The sequence below is a fragment of the Caulobacter sp. GW822-FHT07D08 genome (assembly GCF_058798735.1).
Genome location: NZ_JBXAKU010000004.1, coordinates 204107 through 226311 on the forward strand (window position 1 = coordinate 204107; position 22205 = coordinate 226311).

Sequence of the window (22205 nt, forward strand, 5' to 3'; positions counted from 1 at the left end):
ACGCTCCTAAACTCCCCGCCGATGTCTTCAGTGGCTTACGCGACGGGATCGGAAGCCCCGCCGACCCGGTTCAGCCGGGCCTGGTGGCGAGAGCTTCTGCGGTCGCGCTACCTGACCGGCGGGGCCTACGCCTTGGCGGTGATCCTGACCGTCGCCAGCGTCGCCCTGGCCTCGTCGCCGCCCAAGACCGATTCGATCAGCACGGCCTCGACGGTCATCCTGGTGGTGCTGGGCTTCAACCTGGTGCTGATCCTGGGCGTGGCCACCGTGGTGGGTCTGCGCCTCTACGACCTGATCGACGCCCGGGCCAGCGACGCCGGCGCCCGTCTGCACCTGCGCTTCGTCGGCCTGTTCTCGTTGGCGGCGGTGGCCCCGGCGGTGATCGTGGCGCTGTTCTTCGGGGTGCTGGTCAACCGCGGTGTGGATGGCTGGTTCAGCCAGCGAGTCCAAACCGTGGTCGGCAACTCGGCCAAGGTCGCCATCTCGTATGTCGAGCAGCAGAAGAACTATATCTCCGAGCACATCGGCCCGATGGCGGCCAACCTGAACGAGGCCGCGCCGGCCTTGGCCCATTCGCCGGTGGCGTTCGGGCACTTCCTGTCGGACGAGACCAGGAACAACGGCTTCGCGGCCGCCTACATCCTCGACCGTGACGGCCGCGTCCTGGCTCGGGCCGAACTGCGCGACGCGCCGCCATTCCTGGCGCCGCCACCGTCCAGCTACCAGGCCACCGACAGCGGCGAGGTTACCGCCCAGCGCTTCGTCTCGACCGATCTTTTCCGAGCGCTCTACAAGCTGAACGGCTTCCCGGACGCCTATCTCTATGTCGTCCGGCCGATCGAAAAGGGCATCCTGACCCACCTGATCGAGACCCAGGACGCCCTGGTCTCGTACCGCGACGCCGAACGCAGCCGCGGCCGGATCCAGGCGATCTTCGGCCTCAGTTATCTGGAGACGGCGCTGCTGGTCCTGGTGGCCGCCATCTGGGTGGGGATCGCCGCCGCCAACTCGATCGCCGGCCCGGTGGCGGGCCTGGTCGAGGCGGCGGGCCGCGTCTCGGGCGGCGACCTCGACGCCCGGGTTGAGGCCGACACCGGCCCCGAGGAGATCCGGGCGCTGTCCAACGCCTTCAACATGATGACCAGCGAGCTGCAGTTGCAACAGGCCGCGCTGAAGGCCGCCAGCCTCGACGCCGAGAGCCGCCGCCTGTTCATCGAAACGGTGCTGTCGGGCGTCAGCGCCGGCGTCGTCAGCCTGGACGAGCACGGCAAGGTCTCAGCGGTGAACCGTCGCGCCGTGACCTTGCTCGGCTTGCCGGAGGGTGCCCTTGGTACCGACCTCATTCAACTGGCGCCCGAGTTCGAGACGGTGATGCAGGCGCTGCAGGAAAGCCGCCCCGACACCGACGTCGAGGTCGATATTCAGCGCGAGGGCGAGACCCGCCGCCTGCGAGTGCGCGCCGCCGGCCACGTGGCCGAGGGGCTCGTTCTGACCTTCGACGACATCACGCGCCTGATGGCCGCCCAGCGCAACGCCGCCTGGAAGGATGTGGCGCGCCGCATCGCCCACGAGATCAAGAACCCGCTGACCCCGATCCAGCTGTCGGCCGAGCGCCTGAGGCGCAAGTATCGCAAGGAGATCGCCAGCGACCTGGAGACCTTCGACCGTTGCACCGAGACGATCATCCGCCAGGTCGGCGATATCGGCCGGATGGTTGACGAGTTCTCGGCCTTCGCCCGGATGCCGGCGCCGCGCTTCGAGCCGGCCAACCTGACCGAGTTGCTGCGTCAGGCCGTCTTCGCGCAGCGGTTCCAGGACGCCGAGATCGAGGTCAAGCTGCAGGAGCCGGGCGGCGAGGATGTCTGGATCACCTGCGACGAACGGATGATCGGCCAGGTTCTGACCAATATCCTGAAGAACGCCGGCGAGGCGGTCGGCGCGCGCCGGCTGGCCGATCCCGACCTGAAGGGCCGGATCACCGCGATCCTCAGCTCGGACGCCGACGAGCTGTGCGTGACGATCGAGGACAACGGCGTCGGCCTGCCCGCCAAGGACCGCGATCGCCTCACCGAACCCTATGTGACCACCCGCGAGAAGGGGACGGGCCTGGGCCTGGCCATCGTCAAGCGGATCATGGAGGACCACGGCGGCGGCCTGGCCCTGACCGACGCCCGCGAGCTTCCCGGAGCCCGCGTGATCCTGAAATTCCCGACGACCGTACGACTGCACGCCACGGCCCCCAATTATGCGGACCGGAGTGGCGCCGAGGAGATGATATGAGCGCCGACGTTCTTGTGGTCGATGACGAAGCCGATATCCGCGAGTTGGTGGCCGGCATCCTCGAGGATGAAGGCTATGCCGTGCGTACGGCCGCTGATTCCGACCAGGCCCTGGCCGCGATCCGGGCCCGCAAGCCCGCGCTGTTGGTGCTGGATATCTGGATGCAGGGCGGCGGCATGGACGGCCTGGAGCTGCTGGACATGGTCAAGGGGTTGGACGCCGACCTTCCGGTGATCATGATCTCGGGGCACGGCAATATCGAGACCGCGGTCAGCGCCATCAAGCGCGGCGCCTACGAGTTTCTGGAAAAGCCGTTCAAGTCCGACCGGCTGCTGATGATCGTCGAGCGGGCGCTGGAGGCGGCGGGCCTGCGCCGCGAGAACCGCCGGCTGCGGACCCAGACCCTGACGCCGGACGGCCTGATCGGCAAGTCGGCGCCGGCCCAGGCCCTGCGCCAACTGATCCTCAAGGTCGCGCCGGCCAATAGCCGCATCCTGGTCTCCGGCCCGCCAGGTTCGGGCAAGGAACTGGTGGCGCGCCTGATCCACGGCGCCAGCGCCCGCGCCAAGCAGGAGTTCGTCGCCGTCAGCGCCGCGGGCATGGCCCCCGAGCGGCTCGATGTCGAGCTGTTCGGCGAGGAAGGCGAGGGCGGTCGCCCGCGCAAGATCGGCGTGTTCGAACGCGCTCATAACGGCACGCTCTATCTCGACGAAGTCGCCGACATGCCGCGCGAGACGCAAGGTCGCATCCTGCGCGTGCTGGTCGAGCAGCGCTTCCGCCGGGTCGGTGGCGACAACGACGTCCAGGTCGACGTGCGGGTGATCTCGTCCAGCTCGCGGGACCTGCGCGACGAGATCACCAGCGGTCGTTTCCGCGAGGATCTGTTCCACCGCCTGAACGTGGTGCCGGTGCGCGTGCCGGGCCTGGCCGAGCGCCGCGAGGACATCCCCGAACTGATCGCCTATTTCGTCGACAAGATCAGCGAGGCCACCGGCCTGGCGCGCCGCAAGTTGGGCGAGGACGCCCTGGCCACGCTGCAAGTGCAGACCTGGCCCGGCAATGTCCGCCAGTTGCGCAACAACGTGGAGCGCATGCTGATCCTGGCCTCGGGCGAGCCCGGCGAGGTGATCACCGCCGAGATGCTGGCGGGGGCCGATCAGCCCAGCGCTGGCAACGCCGGAGCGATCGGCGCCGAGCGGATCATCGCCCTGCCGCTGCGCGAGGCCCGCGAGCTGTTCGAGCGCGAGTACCTGAACGCTCAGATCCTGCGGTTTGGCGGCAACATCTCGCGCACCGCCAATTTCATCGGCATGGAGCGCTCGGCGCTGCACAGGAAGCTCAAGTCCCTGGGCGTGGCCGGCGCCCGGGCGGAAGAGGAAGAGTAGATGTCGCGTTTCGCCTATGTGAACGGCCGCTTCGTGCGTCACGGCGAGGCCGCCGTGCATATCGAGGATCGCGGCTATCAGCTGGCCGACGGCGTGTACGAGGTCTGGGCCGTGTTCAACGGCAAGCTGGCCGACGCCGAGGGGCACTTCGCCCGCCTGTGGCGCAGCCTCGACGCGCTGCGCATCGCCCATCCCATGAGCCAGGCGGCGCTGACCATGGTCCTGCGCGAGGCCGTGCGTCGCAACAAGGTCAAGGAGGGGCTCTGCTATCTGCAGATCACCCGCGGCGTCGCCAAGCGCGACCATGCCTTCCCGAACCCGGCCGTGCCGCCGGCGATCGTCGTCACCGCCAAGTCGCTGGATCGCGCGGCTACCGAGGCCAAGGCCGCCAAGGGCGCTTCGGTGATCTCCGTCCCCGAGAACCGCTGGGCCCGCTGCGACATCAAGTCGATCGGTCTGCTGCCCAACGTCCTGGCCAAGCAGGCGGCGCGTGAGCGCGGCGCGCTGGAGGCCTGGTTCGTCGACGACATGGGCCTGGTGACCGAGGGCGCATCGTCCAACGCCTGGATCATCGACGCCGAGGGCGCCCTGCGGACCCGCGACACCAACGCCAACATCCTGCGCGGCGTAACCCGTTCGACCCTGCTGGAAGTGATCCGCGAAACCGGCCTTCCCTTCAGCGAGAAGCCGTTCACCATCGCCGAGGCCCAAGCCGCCAAGGAAGCGTTCATCACCGGCGCCGGCTCGCTGGTCACCCCGATCACCCAGATCGACGGCGTCAAGCTGGGCGATGGACAACCGGGTCCTGTGGCGATCGGCCTGCGGCGTTCCTATATGGAGCGAGCACGCCGGAAATCCGTCTGAGATCGGAGCAATATTCGATCCAAACGTTTTGATGGCGTACGGCCTTGCGGAAATTTTCCCTGCGCGCTTGTCGCTTTCAGCGAAAAATCCTCTAGCATGGCCTTGTTTGTGTGGGGGGCGTGTTGCCCTCCGATAACAACGAGAGGGGAACCCCCGATGTCTGCCGAGAAGAAGCAAAACCTTCAGGACACCTTCCTGAACAGCGTGCGCAAGTCGAAGACGCCGCTCACCATTTTCCTCGTCAACGGCGTGAAGCTGCAGGGCGTGGTCAGCTGGTTCGACAATTTCTGCGTCCTGTTGCGTCGCGACGGTCAGTCGCAACTGGTCTACAAGCACGCCATTTCCACCATCATGCCGGCTCAGCCTGTTCAGCTCTACGAGCCCAGCGCCGACTCCGACGACTGAATTTAGAGACGCTTGTCCAAATCCACATCCAGGTCGATTGACCACGCCGCGCCGATCCTGAAGGCGCTCGTCATCCATCCGGCGCGGCAACTTCGCGGCCAGGCGGCCCTCGAGGCCCGGGATCCCAATGCCCGGCTCGAGGAAGCCGTCGGTCTCGCCACCGCGCTCGATCTCGAAGTCGTCGAGACGATGATCGCGCCACTGCGCGCCGTCACGCCCGCCACCTTGTTCGGCAAGGGCAAGGTCGAGGAGTTCGCGGCGATCTGCGAGGTCGAGCACATCGACGTCGCCGTCTTCGACGATCAGCTCACGCCCATCCAACAGCGCAATCTCGAGAAGGCGCTGGGGGTGAAGGTCGTGGACCGCACCGGGCTGATCCTAGAGATCTTCGCCCGCCGGGCCCGGACCCGGGAAGGCCGCCTGCAGGTCGAGCTGGCCAGGCTCGAATACGAACGCTCGCGCCTCGTCCGCACCTGGACCCACCTTGAGCGCCAGCGCGGCGGCACCGGCAATACCGGCGGTCCTGGCGAAACCCAGATCGAACTGGACCGCCGCCTGATCCGCGACAACATCCTCAAGCTCAAGAAGGAGCTGGAGGAGGTGCGCCGGACGCGGACCCTGCACCGCAGCGCCCGCAAGAAAGTCTCGTACCCGACCGTCGCCCTGGTCGGTTACACCAACGCCGGCAAGTCCACGCTGTTCAACCGCCTGACCGAAGCGGAAGTCCTGGCCAAGGACATGCTGTTCGCGACGCTGGACCCGACCCTGCGCACCGTGAAGCTGCCCGACGGGCGGCCGGCGATCATGTCCGACACCGTCGGCTTCATCTCCGACCTGCCGCACGAGTTGGTCGAGGCCTTCCGCGCCACCCTCGAGGAGGTGCAGGAGGCTGACGTGGTTCTGCACGTCCGCGACGTGGCCAATCCCGACAGCGAGGCCCAGGCCCGCGACGTCCAGAGCGTGCTGGCCGAACTGGGCGTGACGTTCGACGAGGGCAAGACCGTCGTCGAGGTCTGGAACAAGATCGACCTGCTGTCCGAGGAGGATCGCGAGGTCGTCGAGGGCCATGCCCGTCGCAAGGAGGCCTCGGCGGTCTCGGCCGTTACCGGCGAGGGCTGCGAGGCTCTGCTGCGCCGGATCAGCGGCCTGATCGACGACTCGCCGCCGGTCGAGATCCAGCTGAAGGCCCAGGATGGTCAGGCCATCGCCTGGATCTACCGCAACGGCCGGGTGCTGAACCGCTACGACGGTCCGGACGGCGACGTCACCATCGTCACCCGGCTCGACAGCCAGGCGCTGGGGCGGTTCGAGCGACAGTACCCCGGCGCCCTCGTGGGTACGGTCGACTAGAAAGCGCGACTAGAAGGTCGCCTAACCCTTCTTCTCCGCCGCCTTGGCGTCGTTCCACAGGGCGTCCATTTCCGCCAGATCGGACTGGTCGGGCGTCTTGCCACGCTCGGCCAGCCCCGTCTCGACGAAGGCGAAGCGGCGGGCGAACTTGGCGTTGGTGGCGCGCAGGGCGTCCTCGGGGTCGACGTCCAGCTTGCGGGCCAGGTTGGCGCAGACGAACAGGATGTCGCCCAGTTCCTCGCGGGCCTTGGCCATGTCGCCGGCCTCGATCTCGACCTCGATCTCGGCGGTCTCCTCGCGCAGCTTGTCCAGCACCTCGCGGGCCGAGGGCCAGTCGAAGCCGACCCGAGCGGCGCGCTTAGTCAGCTTGACGGCGCGGGTGAGAGCGGGGAGCCCAGCCGGCACGTCGTCCAGCACCCCGGTCTTGGCCTTGGCCTTGCGCTCCTGGGCCTTCAGCTCTTCCCAGCCAGCGACCTGGGCCGAGAGGTCTTCATAGGCGTGGTCGCCGAACACGTGCGGATGCCGGCGGATCATCTTGTCGGAGATGGCGGCCGCCACGTCCTTCAGGTCGAACGCGCCCTGTTCCTCGGCCATCCGCGAATGGAACACCACCTGCAGCAGCAGGTCGCCCAGTTCGTCGCGCAGCTCCGGCAGGTCATTGCGCTCGATGGCGTCGGCGACCTCGTAGGCCTCCTCGACCGTGTAGGGCGCGATCGTCGCGAAGGTCTGCTCCAGATCCCAGGGGCAGCCGCCGTCCGGATCGCGCAGCTTGGCCATGATCTCGATCAGGCGGAAGATGGGGTGCCCATCTTCACCTTGAGAGCCTTCATTCGGCGGGGCCAGGGGCGGGGATTTGCTGAGGGAGGACATTCGGTGGCGGCTCCGCTGTGGGGGCGTCCCGCTCCGCCGCATCCCGCGCCCCGAGCTGGCGCTGAATCTCGGCGACCCGGGTCGCATCCAGCGGATAGCGCAACATGACGGCGGCGACCACCAGTCCGAGCGCGGCCGGCGCGAAAGCGTACAACGCGACCAGCGCCGCGTCGCCGGCGGCGGTGGGCGTCTTCGGGTCGAAGCCCAGCGCACCCAGGATGATGAACACACCCACGGCCAGGGCGTAGCCCAGCTTCACCGTGCCGGTCACGATCGCATAGAGCAGGCCAGTCTTGTCGACGCCGCTCTCCAGGCGCTCCTCGTCGCCGATGTCGGCCATCATGGCCCGCACCAGCAGCGGCGCGGCGGAGTAGGGCAGGCCGGCCAGGACCAGCACGATCATGCCGAGCACGAGGTTTCCGGGCGGCGTGATGACGGCGGTCAATTGCACGACCGCGTAGACAACCGAGGCCACGACCAGGGCGCGGTGCTTGCCGACCCGCTTGGCGAGCATGGGCCAGATCGGCGCGCCCGCCAGGGCGGCGATGAAGTAGATCAGGAGCAACACCCCGGCCTGGGTCTTGTCGAAGTGCTTCATGCGCTCGAAGAAGAACAGGAACAGCGTGCCGGCGATGCCGGGCGCTAGGCCCATCAGCAGGTCGGCGAGCAGCAGACGTTGGACCGAGGGGCGGGTCAGCAACTTGGCGTACTGCTTGAGGCCGGTCTTGCCACGTTTGGGCGCCGCCGGCGGTTCGCCGACGGTGGTCACGGCCAGCAGGACGGTGAGCGGCGCCAGCAGGACGATGAACCAGCCCATCGCGCGGACGCTGTCGAGGTGATCGCCCTTGAACACGCCGGTCACGATCGGCGGCAGGCACAGGACCAGGATCATGCCCACGACATTGGCGCCCTGCCACCAGCCATAGACCCGCGAGCGCTGCTGGTAGTCGCTGGACAGGACCGCGCCCCAGGCCGTCTGGGACAGGACCACCATCGAATAGCCGACATAGAGCACGGCCAGCCAGAACCACAGATAGATCGGTCCCACGCCCGGCTGGGCCATGAACAGGGCGAAGGTGCCCAGCGCGACGATGGGGGTGCCGATAACCAACCAGGGCCGGAAACGTCCGAAACGCGACCGGGTCCCGTCCATGACGCCGCCCAGGATCGGGTCGAGCAGCATGTCGACCAGCTTCACGATCAGGAAGGCGGCCCCCACGGTTCCCAGGGAGAGGCCCAGGGAGTTGATGTAATATTCGGGCAGGTACACGACGAGCGGCAGGCCCATCGCCGAGATCGGGATGGCGGGGGCCGCAAATCGGGCCAGGGTCCAAGAAGATTGGCGCTCGGACATTTCTGTACTCCTCCCCGCGCTGTTGATCGCGCTCGGACACTCAAGGTCGCTGAACGACCGTTTGAATGAGTGTGCGAGCATTGTTCGCCGAGCGCCAGCCTCTTCCTTTGACAATGCACGGCTCCGCCGCCTCACGCGGCTGGCCGCTGAAGGTGTGGAAAGGGACGCGGAGCGCCGGACAGCGTCCGGAGTGTGTGTGTTGTGTGTACCGTTTCGACGAAGTCTGACGCCCCGCGCGATCGTTATCCGCCAGCGTCCCGTCAGGTGGCCCTGTTCAGGCCTTAACGGAACCCGGACCTCGCTGTTTCCAGCAAGCTCCGATGATCGAAGAGGACGGGCTTACAGCCTGACACGCCCCTTTGCCTTCGACCACGCCGACGGCGGGCGGGTCTGGTCAGCGAACCAGATCCCCGGACCGTCCGAGTATCCCCCTCGGACCTGCCCCCGCTCGATCACCCCCCGTCGCCGCAACGGTCGCTGGCCATGCGCCCTTTCCTCGCGACGAGGTGAAGAGAGAGTACGGCAGGTTTTGAGGCCGGGGATGGAGAGCGGCGAACGCTCGTGAGTCACCCTTCTCCCCTTGAGGGAGAAGGTAGCCGCCGAAGGCGGTCGGATGAGGGGCACGCAGGGCTAACCGCTCGCGCCGTAAAGCTAATCCGACAGGCTTATCACCCCCTCATCCGGCGCTGCGCGCCACCTTCTCCCGCAAGGGGAGAAGGAAAAACGCTCGCGCTCCGACGGGATTTCACCCCCGCGGCTTCAGCTTCAACGGCAACCCGGCCGCCACGAAATAGACCTCGTCGACCGCCTGCGCGAGCCGCTGGTGCAGCCGTCCGGCCTCGTCTCGAAACCGCCGGCCTAGCGGTGTCTCGGGCACCAGTCCCAGGCCGACCTCGTTGCTGACCAGCCAGAGGCGGGCGGGGCAGGCGGCGACGGCTTCGACCAGAGCGGTCGCCTCCGTCGCGATGTCGCGCTCGTCCAGCATCAGGTTCGACAGCCACAGGGTCAGGCAGTCGACGACCGCCACGGCGTCGGCGGGGAGGGCGGTGATCGCCTCGGCCAGGGCCAGCGGCGCCTCCACCGTGGTCCATGATTCGCCCCGGTCGGCCTGGTGGCGGGCGATGCGCTCGGTCATCTCGTCGTCGAAGGCCTGGCCGGTGGCGATCAGCACCGGACGCACCGCTCCAGCGGCGATTTCCGCCGCTTGCTCCGCCGCTTTTTGGGCGAAGGCGCTCTTGCCGGAACGGGCCCCGCCCAGCACCAGGATCGACGTCATGGAAGCTCCACATTGACCGTAAGCGGCGCAGTCTATAGGGCTGCCCCCGCACTAGGCTCCTCGAAAGAGGATTAAAAGGGAACGAGGTTCAAGACCTCGGCTGCCCCCGCAACTGTAAGCGGCGAGTTCTAGCGTCACATGCCACTGGGGTCTCCGGACCCTGGGAAGGCGACGCCAAGAGCGATGACCCGTGAGCCAGGAGACCTGCCCGGCGCAGTCGTTCATCGCTCGGCCGGGGTGCGCCGAACGAACGGGATCTCCCGCGAAACGACAGTCAAAGGGCCGCGCGACGGTCCGGGGCGTACGTGTGGCTTTCCAGCTTGCGGGTGCGTCGCGGTCAGCCGTGCGGGTCGTTCAACTGGGAAGATTGAAACATGATCCGAACGTTTTTGAGCTCCACCGCGCTCGCAACCCTCCTTGTCGCCGGTTCGGCCATGGCGGAAGAGCAGAAGGCCCCCGAGGCCGATGTCGCAGGCGCTGTCGGCGCCAACGGCGTCGCCGAGCTGATCGTCACCGCCACCCGCACCGCCCAGCCGATCGAGAAGGTCGGCGCGTCGGTCACCGTCCTGACGCAGGCCGCTATCGAGGCCAGCCAGGCCATTTCGGTGACGGAGCTGCTGGCCCAGACGCCGGGCGTCAGCTTCACCCGCAACGGCGGGCCGGGCACGGCCACCAGCCTCAACATCCGCGGCGCCGAGACCCAGCACACCGTGGTGCTGATCGACGGCGTCAAGCTGAATGACCCGTCCTCGACCCAGGGCGGCTTCAACAGCGGCAACCTGCTGATCGGCGACATCGCGCGTATCGAGGTGCTGCGCGGCGCCCAGTCGACCCTGTGGGGCAGCCAGGCCGTCGGCGGCGTGGTCAATATCGTCACCGCCGATCCTACCGTTCCGTTCACCAGCTCGATCGAGGCCGAAGGCGGCGCACGCAAGACCGGCTACCTGCGGGCCGGCGTCGGCGGCGCTTCGGACAAGATCACCTGGCGTCTGGCTGGCGGCTACTACACCACCGACGGCTTCTCGACCTACAAGCTCGGCAAGGAGAAGGACGGCTATCAGAACACCGGCCTGTCGGGCCGTGTCCGTGTGGCGCTGGCCGAAAACGTCTCGGCCGAGGTCCGGTCGGTCTATTCGAAGGGCAAGAACGACTTCGACGGCTTCAACGTCGACAGCGCCGAGTTCGGCCGCACCGAGGAACTGGTCGTCTATACGGGCCTGAACTTCGCCCTGCTGGACGGTCGCTGGAACAACCGCCTCGGCTACGCCTATACCGACACCGACCGCGAGAACATCAACCCGGCCCGCCCGGCCGCGCCACTAACCTTCGACGCCGCCGGCAAGAACAAGCGCTTCGAATACCAGGGTGTGTTCGCGATCTCGGACATCTGGACGGCCACCTTCGGCGCCGAGACCGAGAAGGCCCGTATGCGCACACGCTCGCCGACGGTCCTCAAGCCGAACCCCGCATTCAGCACCGGCCGCGTCGGCGTCGACAGCCTCTACGGCCAGCTGCAGGTCGAGCCGGTGAAGGGCCTGACCCTGACCGGCGGCCTGCGCTACGAGGACCACGACACCTATGGTTCGCACACCCTGGGCCAGGTCGCGGCCGCCTGGGCGCTGAACGAGGGCGACACCGTCGTCCGCGCCAGCTTCGGCCAGGGCTTCCGCGCCCCGGGCCTCTACGAGCTCTACAGCGAGTACGGCAATTCGACCCTGTCGCCGGAGAAGTTCGACAGCTGGGACGCCGGGATCGAGCAGCGCTTCTTCGGCGGCAAGGCCCGCGCCTCGGCCACCTGGTTCCATCGCGAGGCCGACAACGAGATCCGCTTCTTCTCGTGCGCCTCGGGCTCGACCACGGCGCTGTGCAATCCGAACGGCGCGTTCCGCTTCGGCTACTACGACAACGTCCAGAAGACCAAGGCGCAAGGGGTGGAACTGATCGGCGAGGTCAAGCCGGTCTCGGCCCTGACCATCACCGCTAACTATACCTATACCGAAGCCGAGTCCGGCTCGGGCGCCAACAAGGGCAAGCAACTGACTCGTCGCCCGAAGAACATGGGCAACCTGTCGGCGGCCTATAGCTGGCCGGTGGGTCTGACCACGACGGTGGCGGTGCGCTATGTGGGCAAGACCTACAATAACGACGCCAACACCCAGGTGGTGAAGGACTACACCCTGGTCGACCTGCGCGCGGCCTATCCGATCAACGAGACCCTCGAGGTCTTCGGCCGGGTCGAGAACGCGTTCGACAAGGACTACCAGACCATCCTGAACTACGGGACGCCGGGACGTGGGGCCTTCGTGGGCCTGCGCGCGCGGTTCTAGGCTGATGTCGGCGTCGATTTCCACCATCGGCGCCTTCCGGCACGGCGGCCGTCTCCGCGAGGCGATGGCCGCTTTTCCGGACGCGCCGCGTCCCTGGCTGGACCTGTCGACCGGGATCAATCCCGAGCCGTGGTCCGGCCAGCGGGCGCCGGCCGACGCCTTGCGCCGGCTGCCGGATCCGCTTGAGCTGGCCGAACTGGAGGCGGTCGCCGCGCGCGCGTTCGGCGTCGCTGACCCTGGCCGCGTGGTCGCCACCTCCGGAGCGGAGGCGGCGCTGCGGCTGCTGCCCGGTCTGATCGGCGGCGGCGAGGTCGCGCTGCTGGCGCCGATCTATGGCGGCCATGCCGAAAGCTGGGCGGGGTCGACGCCGAACCTCATCGCCTCGCTGGACGATCTCCGCGCCTTGAGCGCCGACGTGCTGGCGCTGGTCAATCCGAACAATCCCGATGGCCGGCGGATTGAGCGCGGCGCCCTGGCCGCCCTGGCGGTGGAACGGTCGGACGCCGGCCGTTGGACGGTCGTCGACGAATCCTTCGGTGAGGTCGCGCCGGAGCTCAGCATCGCCGACCTGGAGATCGACCGGCTGGTGACCCTGCGCTCGTTCGGCAAGTTCTATGGGTTGCCTGGGGTTCGATTGGGTTTTCTGATTGGAAACAAGATCTTCGCGCGGGAATTTCGCGTGCTCCTGGGCGACTGGCCGGTCGGGGCGGACGCCCTGGCCATGGGGCTGGAGGCCTATGCCGACGACGCCTGGCGGGCACGGACTCGGGTTTGGCTGGCGACCCAGGCCGGCGCGGTCGACGCGGTTTTGGCCAGGGCGGGCCTCAAGCCTCTCGGCGGCTGCGATCTCTTCCGTTGGGTCGAAGCGCCGGACGCGTGTGGCCTGTTCAAACGGCTCTGCGCTGAGGGCGTGCTGACGCGGCCCTTCGCCGATCGGCCGGATCGACTTCGGATTGGCCTGCCTTCTCGCAATGAATTCAAACGCTTTGAGCACGCACTTCGCGCGGTGACGTCATGAACCGCCGCGAGGTCGTGGCCGGCGCCCTGGCGATGACGGCGGGCGGTCCGCCGCCGCTCCCAAGGCGCATCGTGTCGCTGAACAGCTGTCTGGACGCCATGCTGGTCCACCTGGCCGACCGGAGCCAGATCGCCGCGCTCAGCCACTATGCCCGCGACGCGCAGGCCTCTACCGTCGCGGCCCAGGCCCGGACGCTGCCCTACACCTGGGAGAGCGCCGAGGAGGTCATCGACCTGATGCCCGATCTGGTCCTGGCCAGCCAGCACTCGGCCCTGGCGACGCGCAACGCGCTCAAGCGCCTGCACGTGCCGGTCCAGCGCTTCAAGGTCCCCAGGTCGATCGACGAGAGCCTGGGCCAGGTTCGCGAGGTGGCCAGGCTGATCGGCCGTCCGGACCGCGGCGAGGCCCTGGTCGCCCGCGTCGAGGCGGCGATCGCGGCCGCCAAGCCCGCGCCCGGCGCGCGACGGCTGACGGCCTTGATCTATCAGCCCAACGGCTTCGCGGCCGGTCCGGGCACCCTGGTCGACGAGATGATGGACCACGCCGGCTTCGATAATGTCGCCCGCCGCTTCGGCCTGACGACCTGGGGTAATGTCGGGCTGGAGCGCCTGCTGGCCGATCCGCCCGAAGTGCTGCTGGTCGGCGTCTCCGCCCCCGGCGCGCGCAGCTGGGCCGATCGCATCATGACCCATCCAGCCCTGAGGGCCGTGTCCGGGCGAATGCGCCAAGTGCGATTACCCGAGAAGCTTCTCTATTGCGGCGGCCCGGCCCTGATCGAGACCGCCGCGGCCATGGCCCGGGCGCGAGCCCAAGCTTTGAAGGAGGGCGCATGAGGCCCCGATCTCCCCCTATGGCGCCATGGGCGATCTGCGGCGTCCTGCTGGCGCTGCTGGTCGTGCTGTTCGGCGTCAGCCTGTGCGCCGGACGCGTCTGGGCGCCGTGGAGCGCCTGGACCTCGGGCGGCGCCGACCCGCGCTGGGCCATCGTCTTCGGCCTGCGCCTGCCGCGCACCATCCTGGCCATCCTGGTCGGCGGAGCGCTGGGCCTCTCCGGCGCCGCGCTGCAGGGCTATACCCGCAACCCGCTGGCCGATCCCGGCGCCCTGGGCGTCTCGGCGTCGGCGGCGCTGGGGGCGGTGCTGACCCTCTATCTGGGCGCGGCGGGCGAGGCGATCTGGATCCTGCCTGCCGCCGCCATGGTCGGGGCGGGCCTGGGCGTCGCGGCCCTGCTGGGCCTGGCGGGCGTCACCTCCAGCATCGTCACCTTTATCCTGGCGGGCTTCGTGATCCAGACGGTCTGCGGGGCCGGCATCGCCCTGGCGATGAACCTCGCGCCGAATCCGTGGGCGGTGAACGAGATCATCAACTGGACGCTGGGCTCGCTGGCCGACCGCAGCGTCGACGAGGTGCGGATCGCCGCGCCGGGCATCGTCGCCGGCGGCGCCTTACTGCTGACCCTGGGCCGCTCCCTGGACGCCTTGACCCTGGGCGAGCAGGGCGCGCGCTCGCTGGGCGTCGACCTGTCGCGCACGCGCCTGCTGGTGGCCATCGGCGTCGCCCTGGCGGTCGGGTCCAGCGTGGCGGTGACCGGCGTCATCAGCTTCGTGGGCCTGATCACCCCGCACCTGCTGCGGCCGTTGCTGGGCTCCAGGCCGAGCGCGGTGCTTTTGCCATCGTTCCTGGGCGGCGCGGCCTTGACCCTGGCCGCCGACATCCTGGTGCGCATGACCCCGGCCGCCAGCGAGGTCAAGCTGAGCGTCGCCATGGCCATGCTGGGCGGGCCGTTCTTCCTGGCCATGTTGATCTCGATGCGCCGGAGGCTGGCATGATCTCCGCCCGGAACGTGACCCTGGCCCTGGGCGGACATGTGGTGCTGGACGGCGTCTCGGCCGACTTCGCCAAGGGCGGACTGATCGCCATTGTCGGTCCCAACGGGGCGGGCAAGTCGACCTTGCTGGCGTGCCTGGCCGGCCTGCTGCGCCCAGACGGCGGCTCGGTCACCCTGGACGGCGCGGCGATCGCGGCCATGCCCGGCCGCCAGCGCGCGGGCCGCATCGCCTTCCTGGCCCAGACGCCCGAGATCGCCTGGGACGTCGACGTCCGCGCCTTCGTGGGCCTGGGGCGCACGCCGCATCTCGGGGCCTTCGGTCCCAGCGCCGAGGACCGCGCGGCGGTCGACGCCGCCATCGCCGCCGCCAGCCTGGAAACCTTCGTCGACCGCGCCGTCACCCGGCTGTCGGGCGGCGAGCGGGCCCGCGCCTTGATCGCACGCGGTCTGGCCGGCCAGACCGACTGGCTGCTGGCCGACGAGCCGCTGACGGGCCTCGACCCCGGCCACGCCCTGGACGCCCTGGCCCTGTTCCGCCGCCTGGCGCACGACCAGGGCAAGGGCGTGATCATCACCCTGCACGACCTGAATCTGGCCGCGCGTTTCGCCGACCGGGTGCTCGTGCTGAGCGAAGGCCGCCTGGTCGTCGACGGCGCGCCCGACACGGCCCTGACGCAGGAAACCCTGTCAGCCGTCTATGGCGTCGTCGTCCGCCTTCACGGGGGCGAGGGCGGGCCGCTGATCGAGGTGCTGGGCCGTGCCGGCTAGACTCTCGTCCAACGGTCCCTGGATCGTGCTGGCGGCGGCGGTCGTGGAGGCCGCGGTCGGCTATCCAGACGCTCTGCACCGGCGCGCGCCGCATCCGGTCGTCTGGATCGGCGGGCTGATCTCCGCGCTGGAGGCGGGCCTCAACCTGTCGGGGTTCGGCGAGATCACGCGCCGCCTGCTGGGCATGGTGACCCTGGCGCTCATCGTCGGAGCCAGCGCCTTGGCCGGCTGGATAGTCGCGGACCTCGGCGGACCGGTGGCGATCGTGCTGGTCGGGACCGTGGGCCTGGCCCAGCGCAGCCTGTTCGACCATGTCCGCGCCGTCGCCAAGCCCTTGGCGGCGGGCGACCTGGATAGCGCCCGGATCATGGTCGGCCACATCGTCGGCCGCGACGTCGCCCGACTGAGTGAGAGCGACATCGCCACCGCCGCCATCGAGAGCCTGGCCGAGAGCTTCTGCGACGGCATCGTCGCGCCGCTGTTCTGGTTCGTGGTCGCCGGCCTGCCGGGCCTGTTCGTCTACAAGGCCGTCAACACGGCCGACAGCCTGATCGGCCACCGCGAGCCGCGCTGGCGCGCGTTCGGCTGGGCCTCGGCGCGCTTCGACGATCTGATGAACCTGATCCCGGCGCGCCTGGCGGGCGGGGTGATCGCCCTCGCCGGCATGTTTGCTTTGAAGGGGGGCGGCTGGCGGATCATGCTGCGCGACGCCGGCAAGCACGCCTCGCCCAACGCCGGCTGGCCCGAGGCGGCGATGGCCGGAGCCCTAGGCTTACGCCTGGGCGGTCCGGCCTGGTACGACGGCGCGCTGTCCCAGCGTCCGGTTCTGGGCGAGGGCAGGGCGGCGACACCCGCGGATCTGACCCGCGCCCTGCGGATCTATCTTCTCGCCTGCGGGCTGCTCTGGTTGATGCTGGCGGTCGCCGGGTTCGTCTGGGGAGGATTCGCATGGCCGCTTTGATGATCCAGGGCTGCGGCTCGGATGTCGGCAAGTCGGTGCTGGTCGCCGGCCTGTGCCGCCTGTTCGCCAATCGCGGCCTGAGGGTGCGGCCGTTCAAGCCGCAGAACATGTCCAACAACGCCGCCGTGACCGCCGACGGCGGCGAGATCGGCCGCGCCCAGGCCCTGCAGGCCATCGCCTGCCGCGTCGCCCCGACGGTCGATATGAACCCGGTGTTGCTGAAGCCCCAGAGCGACGTCGGCGCCCAGCTGATCGTGCGCGGCAAGATGGCCGGGACCTGGAAGGCGCGCGGCTATCAGGAGCGCAAGGGCGCGCTGCTGGACACGGTGCTGGAGAGTTTCCGCACGCTGCAGGCGCGGAGCGACCTCGTCATCGTCGAAGGCGCCGGCAGTCCCGCCGAGATCAACCTGCGAGCCGGCGACATCGCCAATATGGGCTTCGCGATCGCGGCCGACGTGCCCGTCGTGTTGGTCGGCGACATCGATCGCGGCCACGTCATCGCCGCCCTGGTCGGGGCCCACGTGGTGCTGGACGACGCCGACCGCGCCATGATCCGCGGCTTTCTGATCAACAAGTTCCGGGGCGATCCCAGCCTGTTCCAGGACGGCCGAACCGAGATCGTCCGCCGCACGGGCTGGACCGACCTCGGCATGGCGCCCTGGCTGGCGGCGGCGCGGCGCCTGCCGGCCGAGGACGCCGTGGTGCTCGACCGCGCCGCGACCGCTGACGGCCGCAAGGTGCGGATCGTTGTGCCGATGCTGTCGCGGATCGCCAATTTCGACGAGTTCGACGCCCTGCGCACCGAGCCCGAAGTCGAGTTCGCCTTCATCCCGCCAGGTGCGCCGCTTCCGGGCGACGCCGACCTGGTGATCCTGCCGGGGACCAAGGCGACCCTGGCCGATCTGGCTTTCCTGCGCGCCCAGGGCTGGGACGTCGATCTGGCCGCCCACGTCCGGCGCGGCGGCCGGGTGCTGGGCGTCTGCGGCGGCTACCAGATGCTGGGCCGGCGGGTGTCGGATCCGGACGGCGTCGAGGGCCCGCCGGACTCGGTCGAGGGTCTGGGCCTGCTCGACGTCGAGACGGTGATGACCGGCGACAAGACCCTGCGGCCGGTCGCGGGCCGACTGACCGGCGGCGCGCGCTTCGAGGGCTACGAGATGCATGTCGGCCGCACCACGGGCGCGCTCTCGCCGATGCTGACCTTCGACGACGGCGTCACGGACGGCGCGGTTTCGACCAGCGGTCAGGTGCGCGGCGCCTATGTCCACGGCCTGTTCGACCAAGGCGAGGCGCGGGCGGCCCTGCTGGCCGAGCTGGGCGCGGTGTCCGATGCGATCGACCAGGCCGTCCGCGTCGACCAGGCGCTGGACGAGATCGCCGCCGCGCTGGAGCAAGCCTTCGACATTTCCGCCCTCGCCGCCATCGCCGGCCTGGAGAATTTCCGATGATTTTGCCGCTCGTCACCGCCGTCGACCATGCCCAGATGGGGCGGCTACGCGCCCTGATCGACGGCAAGGCCAAGCCGCCGGGCGCGCTGGGGCGGATCGAGGACCTGGCCGTTCGGCTGGCCTTGATCGCCGGCGAGCGCGCCTTGGACAAGGCGCTCCTGCTGGTCTTCGCCGGCGATCACGGGCTGACCGCCGAAGGGGTGTCGGCCTATCCGTCCAGCGTCACCCAGGCCATGGTCGCGACCTTCCTGGCCGGCAAGGCCAGCGCCAACGCCTTCGCCCGCGCGGTCGGCGCCGAGCTGCGCGTCGTGGACGCCGGGGTCGACGCCGAACTTCCAACCCATGCAAGCCTGTTGGCCGAGAAGGTGCGGCGTGGCGCGCGCAACGCCGCCGTCGAGCCGGCCCTGACCGTCGAGGAGGTCGCCCAGGCCCTGGAGACCGGCGCGCGCATCGCCCGCGACGCGGCCGCCGAGGGTTTCGAGATTCTGGCGCTAGGCGAGATGGGCATCGGCAACACCGCTTCGGCGGCGCTGCTCATGCACCGCCTGACGCCCGCGCCGTTGGCCGAGTGCGTCGGGCGGGGGACCGGTCATGACGACGTGGGCCTGGCCCACAAGCTGGCCGTACTGGAGCGCGCGGCGGCGCGATCGGACGCCGCCGAGCCCGCCGCCGTCCTCGCCGAGTTCGGCGGGCTGGAGATCGCCATGATGACCGGGGCGGTAATCGGCGCGGCGTCGGCGCGCATCCCGGTGCTGGTCGACGGCTTTATCGCCTCGGCGGCGGCCCTGGCGGCGATCCGGTTGGTCCCGGCGGTCCGGGACTACTGCGTGTTCTGCCATTGCTCGGCCGAGCGAGGGCATCAGCGGATGCTGGCGGCGCTTGAGGTCGAGCCGCTGCTGGACCTGGGTCTGCGTCTCGGCGAGGGCACCGGCGCGCTGCTGGCCCTGCCGGTCGTGCGCGCCGCCTCACGGCTGATGAGCGACGTCGCCAGCCTGGACGACGTCCTGAGCGGACGGCTCTGAGCATGGGGTGGCTGGCGCATCAGGTCCGGCTGCTGCTCTGTGCGGTCCAGTTCCTGACGGGCGTCCCAACCCCGGCGCTGAAGACCTTCGAGCCCGACTGGATCACCCGTTCGGCCCGCTATTTCCCGCTGGTGGGTCAGGGCGTCGGGGCGGTCTGCGCCCTCGTGCTGCTGGTTGGCGAGCGCCTGTGGAGCGCGCCGGTCGGCGTCATCCTGGCCCTCGCCGCGGGCCTTCTGATCACCGGGGCCTTCCACGAGGACGGCCTGGCCGACACCGCCGACGGCCTGGGCGGCGGCCAGACGCCGGCGCGGCGGCTGGAGATCATGAAGGACAGCCGCATCGGGACCTATGGCGTCTGCGCCCTGGTCGGCGTGCTGGCGCTGAAAGTCGCCGTGCTGGCTGGAACGCCGGCCGCCGCCGTTCTGCTGCTGGCCGCCCACGGCCTGGGCCGCGCCGCCGCCGTGGCGGTCATGCGCCTGACGCCCTACGCGCCCAGCGGCGAGGCGGGGAAGTGGAAGCCTGTTCCTAAAGGCGTGCGGACTGGCGAGGTGATCGTCGCCCTGCTGATCGCCGGCTGGCCGCTGATCCTGCTGCCGCCGAGCGCGGTCCTGGTCGGCCTCGCGGGCGGCGCGCTGCTGGCCGGCTTGCTGACCCTGACGGCCAGGCGGCTGATCGGCGGCCACACCGGCGACGTGCTCGGCGCGGTCGAGCAGGTGTTCGAGCTCGGCTTCCTGCTCGGCGCGGCGGCGCTGGCATGAGGCTGCTGGTCGGTCCGATCACGGCGGTCGCGCGGTTGGCGGGCCAGGCCGATCACGTGCTGTCGCTGATCTCGCCGAACGCCGCGCCGCCGACCTTAACGCAACCTGTAACGACGTTATATTTCAATGATATAACCGAACAACATGAAGGCTTTATCGCGCCCTCGGCGGCAACGGTTGAGGCCATACTGGCGCTGCGCGAGACGCCCACGCTGCTGATCCACTGCTTCGCCGGGGTCAGCCGCTCGACGGCGGCGGCCTATGTCCTGGCCTGCGCGAAGCGGCCGGCGGGCGAGGAGGGGGGCCTGGCCGCTCAACTCCGTTCGCTCTGCCCGGAGGCCACGCCCAATGCACTGATGATCGCTCTGGCCGATACGATCCTGGGTCGCGGCGGGGCCATGATCCGCGCCGTCGCCGGGATCGGGCGCGGGATCGACGCCTATGAAGGGACGGTGATCGACTGGCGGCTGGACTAGCCCAGGCCCGGCAGCTCGATCTTCACCAGCTTCCACTTGAACAGTCCGCGACGCTCCAGCACCAGGCCGAACGGCTCCTGGTCGCCGTCCTTGCGGTCGCGATAGGTGGCGCGGAAGTGATCAAGGTCCACGTAGCCGCAATGGACCTCGGTATCAGACTTCGCCTTCTTTACCTCGGGCTGGGGCTGCTCGACGATCGGACCGCCTGGCGTGGCGCCGATGTTCTTCGGCGGCTCGTTGGTGGCGACCATGTTGGCGATCGCGTCAGGCGTCGCATAGGTCTCGACCGCCTTGTCGACCACGCCGACCAGCAGCATCTGGCCGAAGGCGGCGAACGGGTTGTCGCGCAGCTTGGGGTCTTCCTCCAACTTGCGCGTCATGCTGGCCTTGAGCTGGCTCTTCAGGCTCTCGCGCACGGCCGGAAAGTCGACGGCGCTCTCCAGCCGGGCCTTGTCACCCGCCTTGGCCGCCGCCGTCAGCCCCTGCAGCGCCAGGATCGGCGAGGCGAAATAGCCGGCGATCACCAGCGCGGCCAAGACGCCCAGGCCGACGCCAGTCAAGATGCGGTTCGAGCGAGTCATCAGGTTCTCCCGCGAGGATCAAGGCAGGCGGGAGAACCCGGGTCAACTCATGGCCGCGAGGCGCGCAGAATATCGGTCCAGGGCGCCGGCTTCTTGCCCGTGCGCTTCACCAGGTCGTCGCGAAGCGGCAGGTATCGGGCGTCCAGCAGGCTGGCCAAGGTGTAGGTGCTTACGCCGTTGGAGACGTCCCAGTCGTGCGGCGCATACTCCTTCTGGCCCGAATTGGCGCGGTCGCGGTCGAATTGGATCTTGGAATTGACGAACTCGCTGTGGGTCTTTTCCCCGCGCGCGAACGCCGCCAGCCAGTCCAGCGAATGGGGCAGGCTGGACCCCGTCGGGCTCTTCCAGATGAACCAGTCCTCGCCATGCGCCTGGGCCGACAGGGCGGCCATCATCAGCGGGTCGAGATTGTAGGTGACGTAGTGCAGGGCGTCGCGTTCGTGGAAGTCGAAGGTCGAGCCGTCCGCATAGAGGTTGACCCCGATCTGCTTGCGGAAGGCGTCGCGGGCGCGGGCGATCAGCTTGGCGTCGCCGGTCTGGTAGGCGGCCAGGGTCGCCATCTTGATCCGGTGACTCTGCCAGTTGGTGTGGGCGTTCGTCGGCCCCGCGTCCATCGCGTCGAGATAGCCGACCGCCATCCTGCGCCAGAAGGCGTCGACCTTGGCGCGGATCGGGACGGGGAGATCGCTCTCCGTCAGGTCGGTGGCCATGACCAGGGTGTCGAAGCCGGTCTCGTCGATCGGGTTGAACGAGATCTGGTAGATGTCGGCCCAGTTCTCCAGATAGCGGCCCGTGGCCTCCAGGAACCCGCGGTCCCCGGTCAGGCGGTAGGCCAGCGCGAAGTTCAGCACGATCGGCTGGTCCTCGCGGGCCTTGATGCTGATCTCGCGGATGCCCTTGCCGGGCAGGGTGCCTTCGGTGTGCGCGTGGGGGATGGCGCCGGGCGGACGATCCAGAGTCGCGTTGGCGCGCGAGACGATCGCCGCCTTCAGCGCGGGCGACACCGCGCCCTTGCCGAACGTTGGGCCCAGCAGGCCGTAGTCGGCGGCGTGCGCGGCGGACGCCATGGCCATCAGGGCGCTCGCGGCAAGCCATGCGGTCTTCATAGGAGCCTCCCAAGCTTTTACGGTTTGGGGAAGATATCTGGCCAGTCGCGCGACTTGTCAATTATTGGTCATGCCAATTTTGGTGATTGGCCGGACCGGATTGCGCGGCGGTGAGTGTCGCGATGCCGG

General features: G+C 69.1%; 20 protein-coding genes and 1 riboswitch. Of the genes, 15 read left to right on the plus strand and 5 right to left on the minus strand.

Annotated elements, in window-relative coordinates; genetic code table 11:
• Nucleotides 1–21 precede the first annotated feature (21 nt).
• From AC1RJ9_RS09810 to hflX, 5 genes are all read left to right on the plus strand, one after another.
• Entirely contained in the window at nucleotides 22–2280 is a 2259-nt protein-coding gene (locus tag AC1RJ9_RS09810) for a sensor histidine kinase NtrY-like (protein ID WP_492838450.1), read from the plus strand.
• On the plus strand, nucleotides 2277–3665 hold the full coding sequence (gene ntrX / locus AC1RJ9_RS09815; RefSeq protein ID WP_492838449.1) for a nitrogen assimilation response regulator NtrX: 1389 nt from the start codon (nucleotides 2277–2279) through the stop codon (nucleotides 3663–3665). Before AC1RJ9_RS09810 ends, ntrX begins: the two co-directional genes overlap by 4 nt.
• Entirely contained in the window at nucleotides 3666–4529 is an 864-nt protein-coding gene (locus tag AC1RJ9_RS09820; protein ID WP_492838448.1) for a D-amino-acid transaminase, read from the plus strand. It begins immediately after the preceding gene.
• 156 nt (nucleotides 4530–4685) lie between these two features.
• Complete coding sequence (gene hfq / locus AC1RJ9_RS09825; RefSeq protein ID WP_013079113.1) at nucleotides 4686–4934, plus strand: RNA chaperone Hfq; 249 nt, start codon at nucleotides 4686–4688, stop codon at nucleotides 4932–4934.
• Nucleotides 4935–4946: 12 nt separating this feature from the next.
• Entirely contained in the window at nucleotides 4947–6284 is a 1338-nt protein-coding gene (gene hflX / locus AC1RJ9_RS09830) for a GTPase HflX (RefSeq protein WP_492838447.1), read from the plus strand.
• 21 nt (nucleotides 6285–6305) lie between these two features.
• On the opposite strand, the gene mazG is transcribed toward hflX, so the two are convergent.
• The 3 genes from mazG to cobU form a co-directional block, all read right to left on the minus strand.
• Complete coding sequence (mazG, locus tag AC1RJ9_RS09835) at nucleotides 6306–7154, minus strand: nucleoside triphosphate pyrophosphohydrolase (RefSeq protein ID WP_492838446.1); 849 nt, start codon at nucleotides 7152–7154, stop codon at nucleotides 6306–6308.
• Entirely contained in the window at nucleotides 7111–8508 is a 1398-nt protein-coding gene (locus AC1RJ9_RS09840) for an MFS transporter (RefSeq protein WP_492838445.1), read from the minus strand. Before AC1RJ9_RS09840 ends, mazG begins: the two co-directional genes overlap by 44 nt.
• Nucleotides 8509–9253: 745 nt before the next feature.
• Nucleotides 9254–9784: a bifunctional adenosylcobinamide kinase/adenosylcobinamide-phosphate guanylyltransferase gene (gene cobU / locus AC1RJ9_RS09845; protein ID WP_492838443.1), complete on the minus strand. Its 531-nt coding sequence runs from the start codon at nucleotides 9782–9784 to the stop codon at nucleotides 9254–9256.
• Between the two features lie 36 nt (nucleotides 9785–9820).
• Nucleotides 9821–10010: riboswitch (cobalamin riboswitch) on the plus strand.
• Nucleotides 10011–10158: 148 nt separating this feature from the next.
• On the opposite strand from cobU, the gene AC1RJ9_RS09850 reads away from it, so the two are divergent.
• The 10 genes from AC1RJ9_RS09850 (at nucleotide 10159) to AC1RJ9_RS09895 (ending at nucleotide 20389) form a co-directional block, all read left to right on the plus strand.
• Complete coding sequence (locus AC1RJ9_RS09850) at nucleotides 10159–12111, plus strand: TonB-dependent receptor plug domain-containing protein (RefSeq protein WP_492838442.1); 1953 nt, start codon at nucleotides 10159–10161, stop codon at nucleotides 12109–12111.
• A 160-nt stretch (nucleotides 12112–12271) separates the two neighbouring features.
• Nucleotides 12272–13129: an aminotransferase class I/II-fold pyridoxal phosphate-dependent enzyme gene (locus AC1RJ9_RS09855; protein ID WP_492838441.1), complete on the plus strand. Its 858-nt coding sequence runs from the start codon at nucleotides 12272–12274 to the stop codon at nucleotides 13127–13129.
• A complete protein-coding gene (locus AC1RJ9_RS09860) occupies nucleotides 13126–13962 on the plus strand; it encodes an ABC transporter substrate-binding protein (RefSeq protein WP_492838440.1) in 837 nt (278 codons plus the stop codon). The genes AC1RJ9_RS09855 and AC1RJ9_RS09860 overlap by 4 nt, the downstream gene beginning before the upstream one ends.
• A complete protein-coding gene (locus AC1RJ9_RS09865; RefSeq protein ID WP_492838439.1) occupies nucleotides 13959–14957 on the plus strand; it encodes a FecCD family ABC transporter permease in 999 nt (332 codons plus the stop codon). The genes AC1RJ9_RS09860 and AC1RJ9_RS09865 overlap by 4 nt, the downstream gene beginning before the upstream one ends.
• Nucleotides 14954–15724 carry an ABC transporter ATP-binding protein gene (locus AC1RJ9_RS09870; RefSeq protein WP_492838437.1) on the plus strand — a complete coding sequence of 257 codons (771 nt, stop codon included), beginning with the start codon at nucleotides 14954–14956 and terminating at the stop codon, nucleotides 15722–15724. Before AC1RJ9_RS09865 ends, AC1RJ9_RS09870 begins: the two co-directional genes overlap by 4 nt.
• Nucleotides 15714–16685, plus strand: a complete 972-nt coding sequence (gene cbiB / locus AC1RJ9_RS09875) for an adenosylcobinamide-phosphate synthase CbiB (RefSeq protein ID WP_492838436.1) — start codon at nucleotides 15714–15716, stop codon at nucleotides 16683–16685. Before AC1RJ9_RS09870 ends, cbiB begins: the two co-directional genes overlap by 11 nt.
• Nucleotides 16673–18133, plus strand: a complete 1461-nt coding sequence (locus tag AC1RJ9_RS09880) for a cobyric acid synthase (protein ID WP_492838435.1) — start codon at nucleotides 16673–16675, stop codon at nucleotides 18131–18133. The genes cbiB and AC1RJ9_RS09880 overlap by 13 nt, the downstream gene beginning before the upstream one ends.
• A complete protein-coding gene (cobT, locus tag AC1RJ9_RS09885) occupies nucleotides 18130–19155 on the plus strand; it encodes a nicotinate-nucleotide--dimethylbenzimidazole phosphoribosyltransferase (RefSeq protein ID WP_492838434.1) in 1026 nt (341 codons plus the stop codon). Before AC1RJ9_RS09880 ends, cobT begins: the two co-directional genes overlap by 4 nt.
• A gap of 2 nt (nucleotides 19156–19157) precedes the next feature.
• Nucleotides 19158–19913: an adenosylcobinamide-GDP ribazoletransferase gene (cobS, locus tag AC1RJ9_RS09890; RefSeq protein WP_492838433.1), complete on the plus strand. Its 756-nt coding sequence runs from the start codon at nucleotides 19158–19160 to the stop codon at nucleotides 19911–19913.
• Nucleotides 19910–20389 (plus strand): tyrosine phosphatase family protein, encoded by a 480-nt coding sequence (locus AC1RJ9_RS09895; RefSeq protein ID WP_492838432.1) that lies wholly within the window; start codon nucleotides 19910–19912, stop codon nucleotides 20387–20389. Before cobS ends, AC1RJ9_RS09895 begins: the two co-directional genes overlap by 4 nt.
• Here the strand turns inward: AC1RJ9_RS09895 and AC1RJ9_RS09900 are convergent.
• Both AC1RJ9_RS09900 and AC1RJ9_RS09905 read right to left on the minus strand, forming a co-directional pair.
• The gene (locus AC1RJ9_RS09900; RefSeq protein ID WP_492838431.1) at nucleotides 20386–20970 is read right to left on the minus strand and encodes a DUF2939 domain-containing protein; all 585 of its coding nucleotides are present in this window, start codon (nucleotides 20968–20970) and stop codon (nucleotides 20386–20388) included. The two genes, AC1RJ9_RS09895 and AC1RJ9_RS09900, sit on opposite strands and share 4 nt — an antisense overlap.
• Before the next feature lie 47 nt (nucleotides 20971–21017).
• Nucleotides 21018–22076 carry an alginate lyase family protein gene (locus AC1RJ9_RS09905; RefSeq protein WP_492838430.1) on the minus strand — a complete coding sequence of 353 codons (1059 nt, stop codon included), beginning with the start codon at nucleotides 22074–22076 and terminating at the stop codon, nucleotides 21018–21020.
• Between the last annotated feature and the right edge of the window lie 129 nt (nucleotides 22077–22205).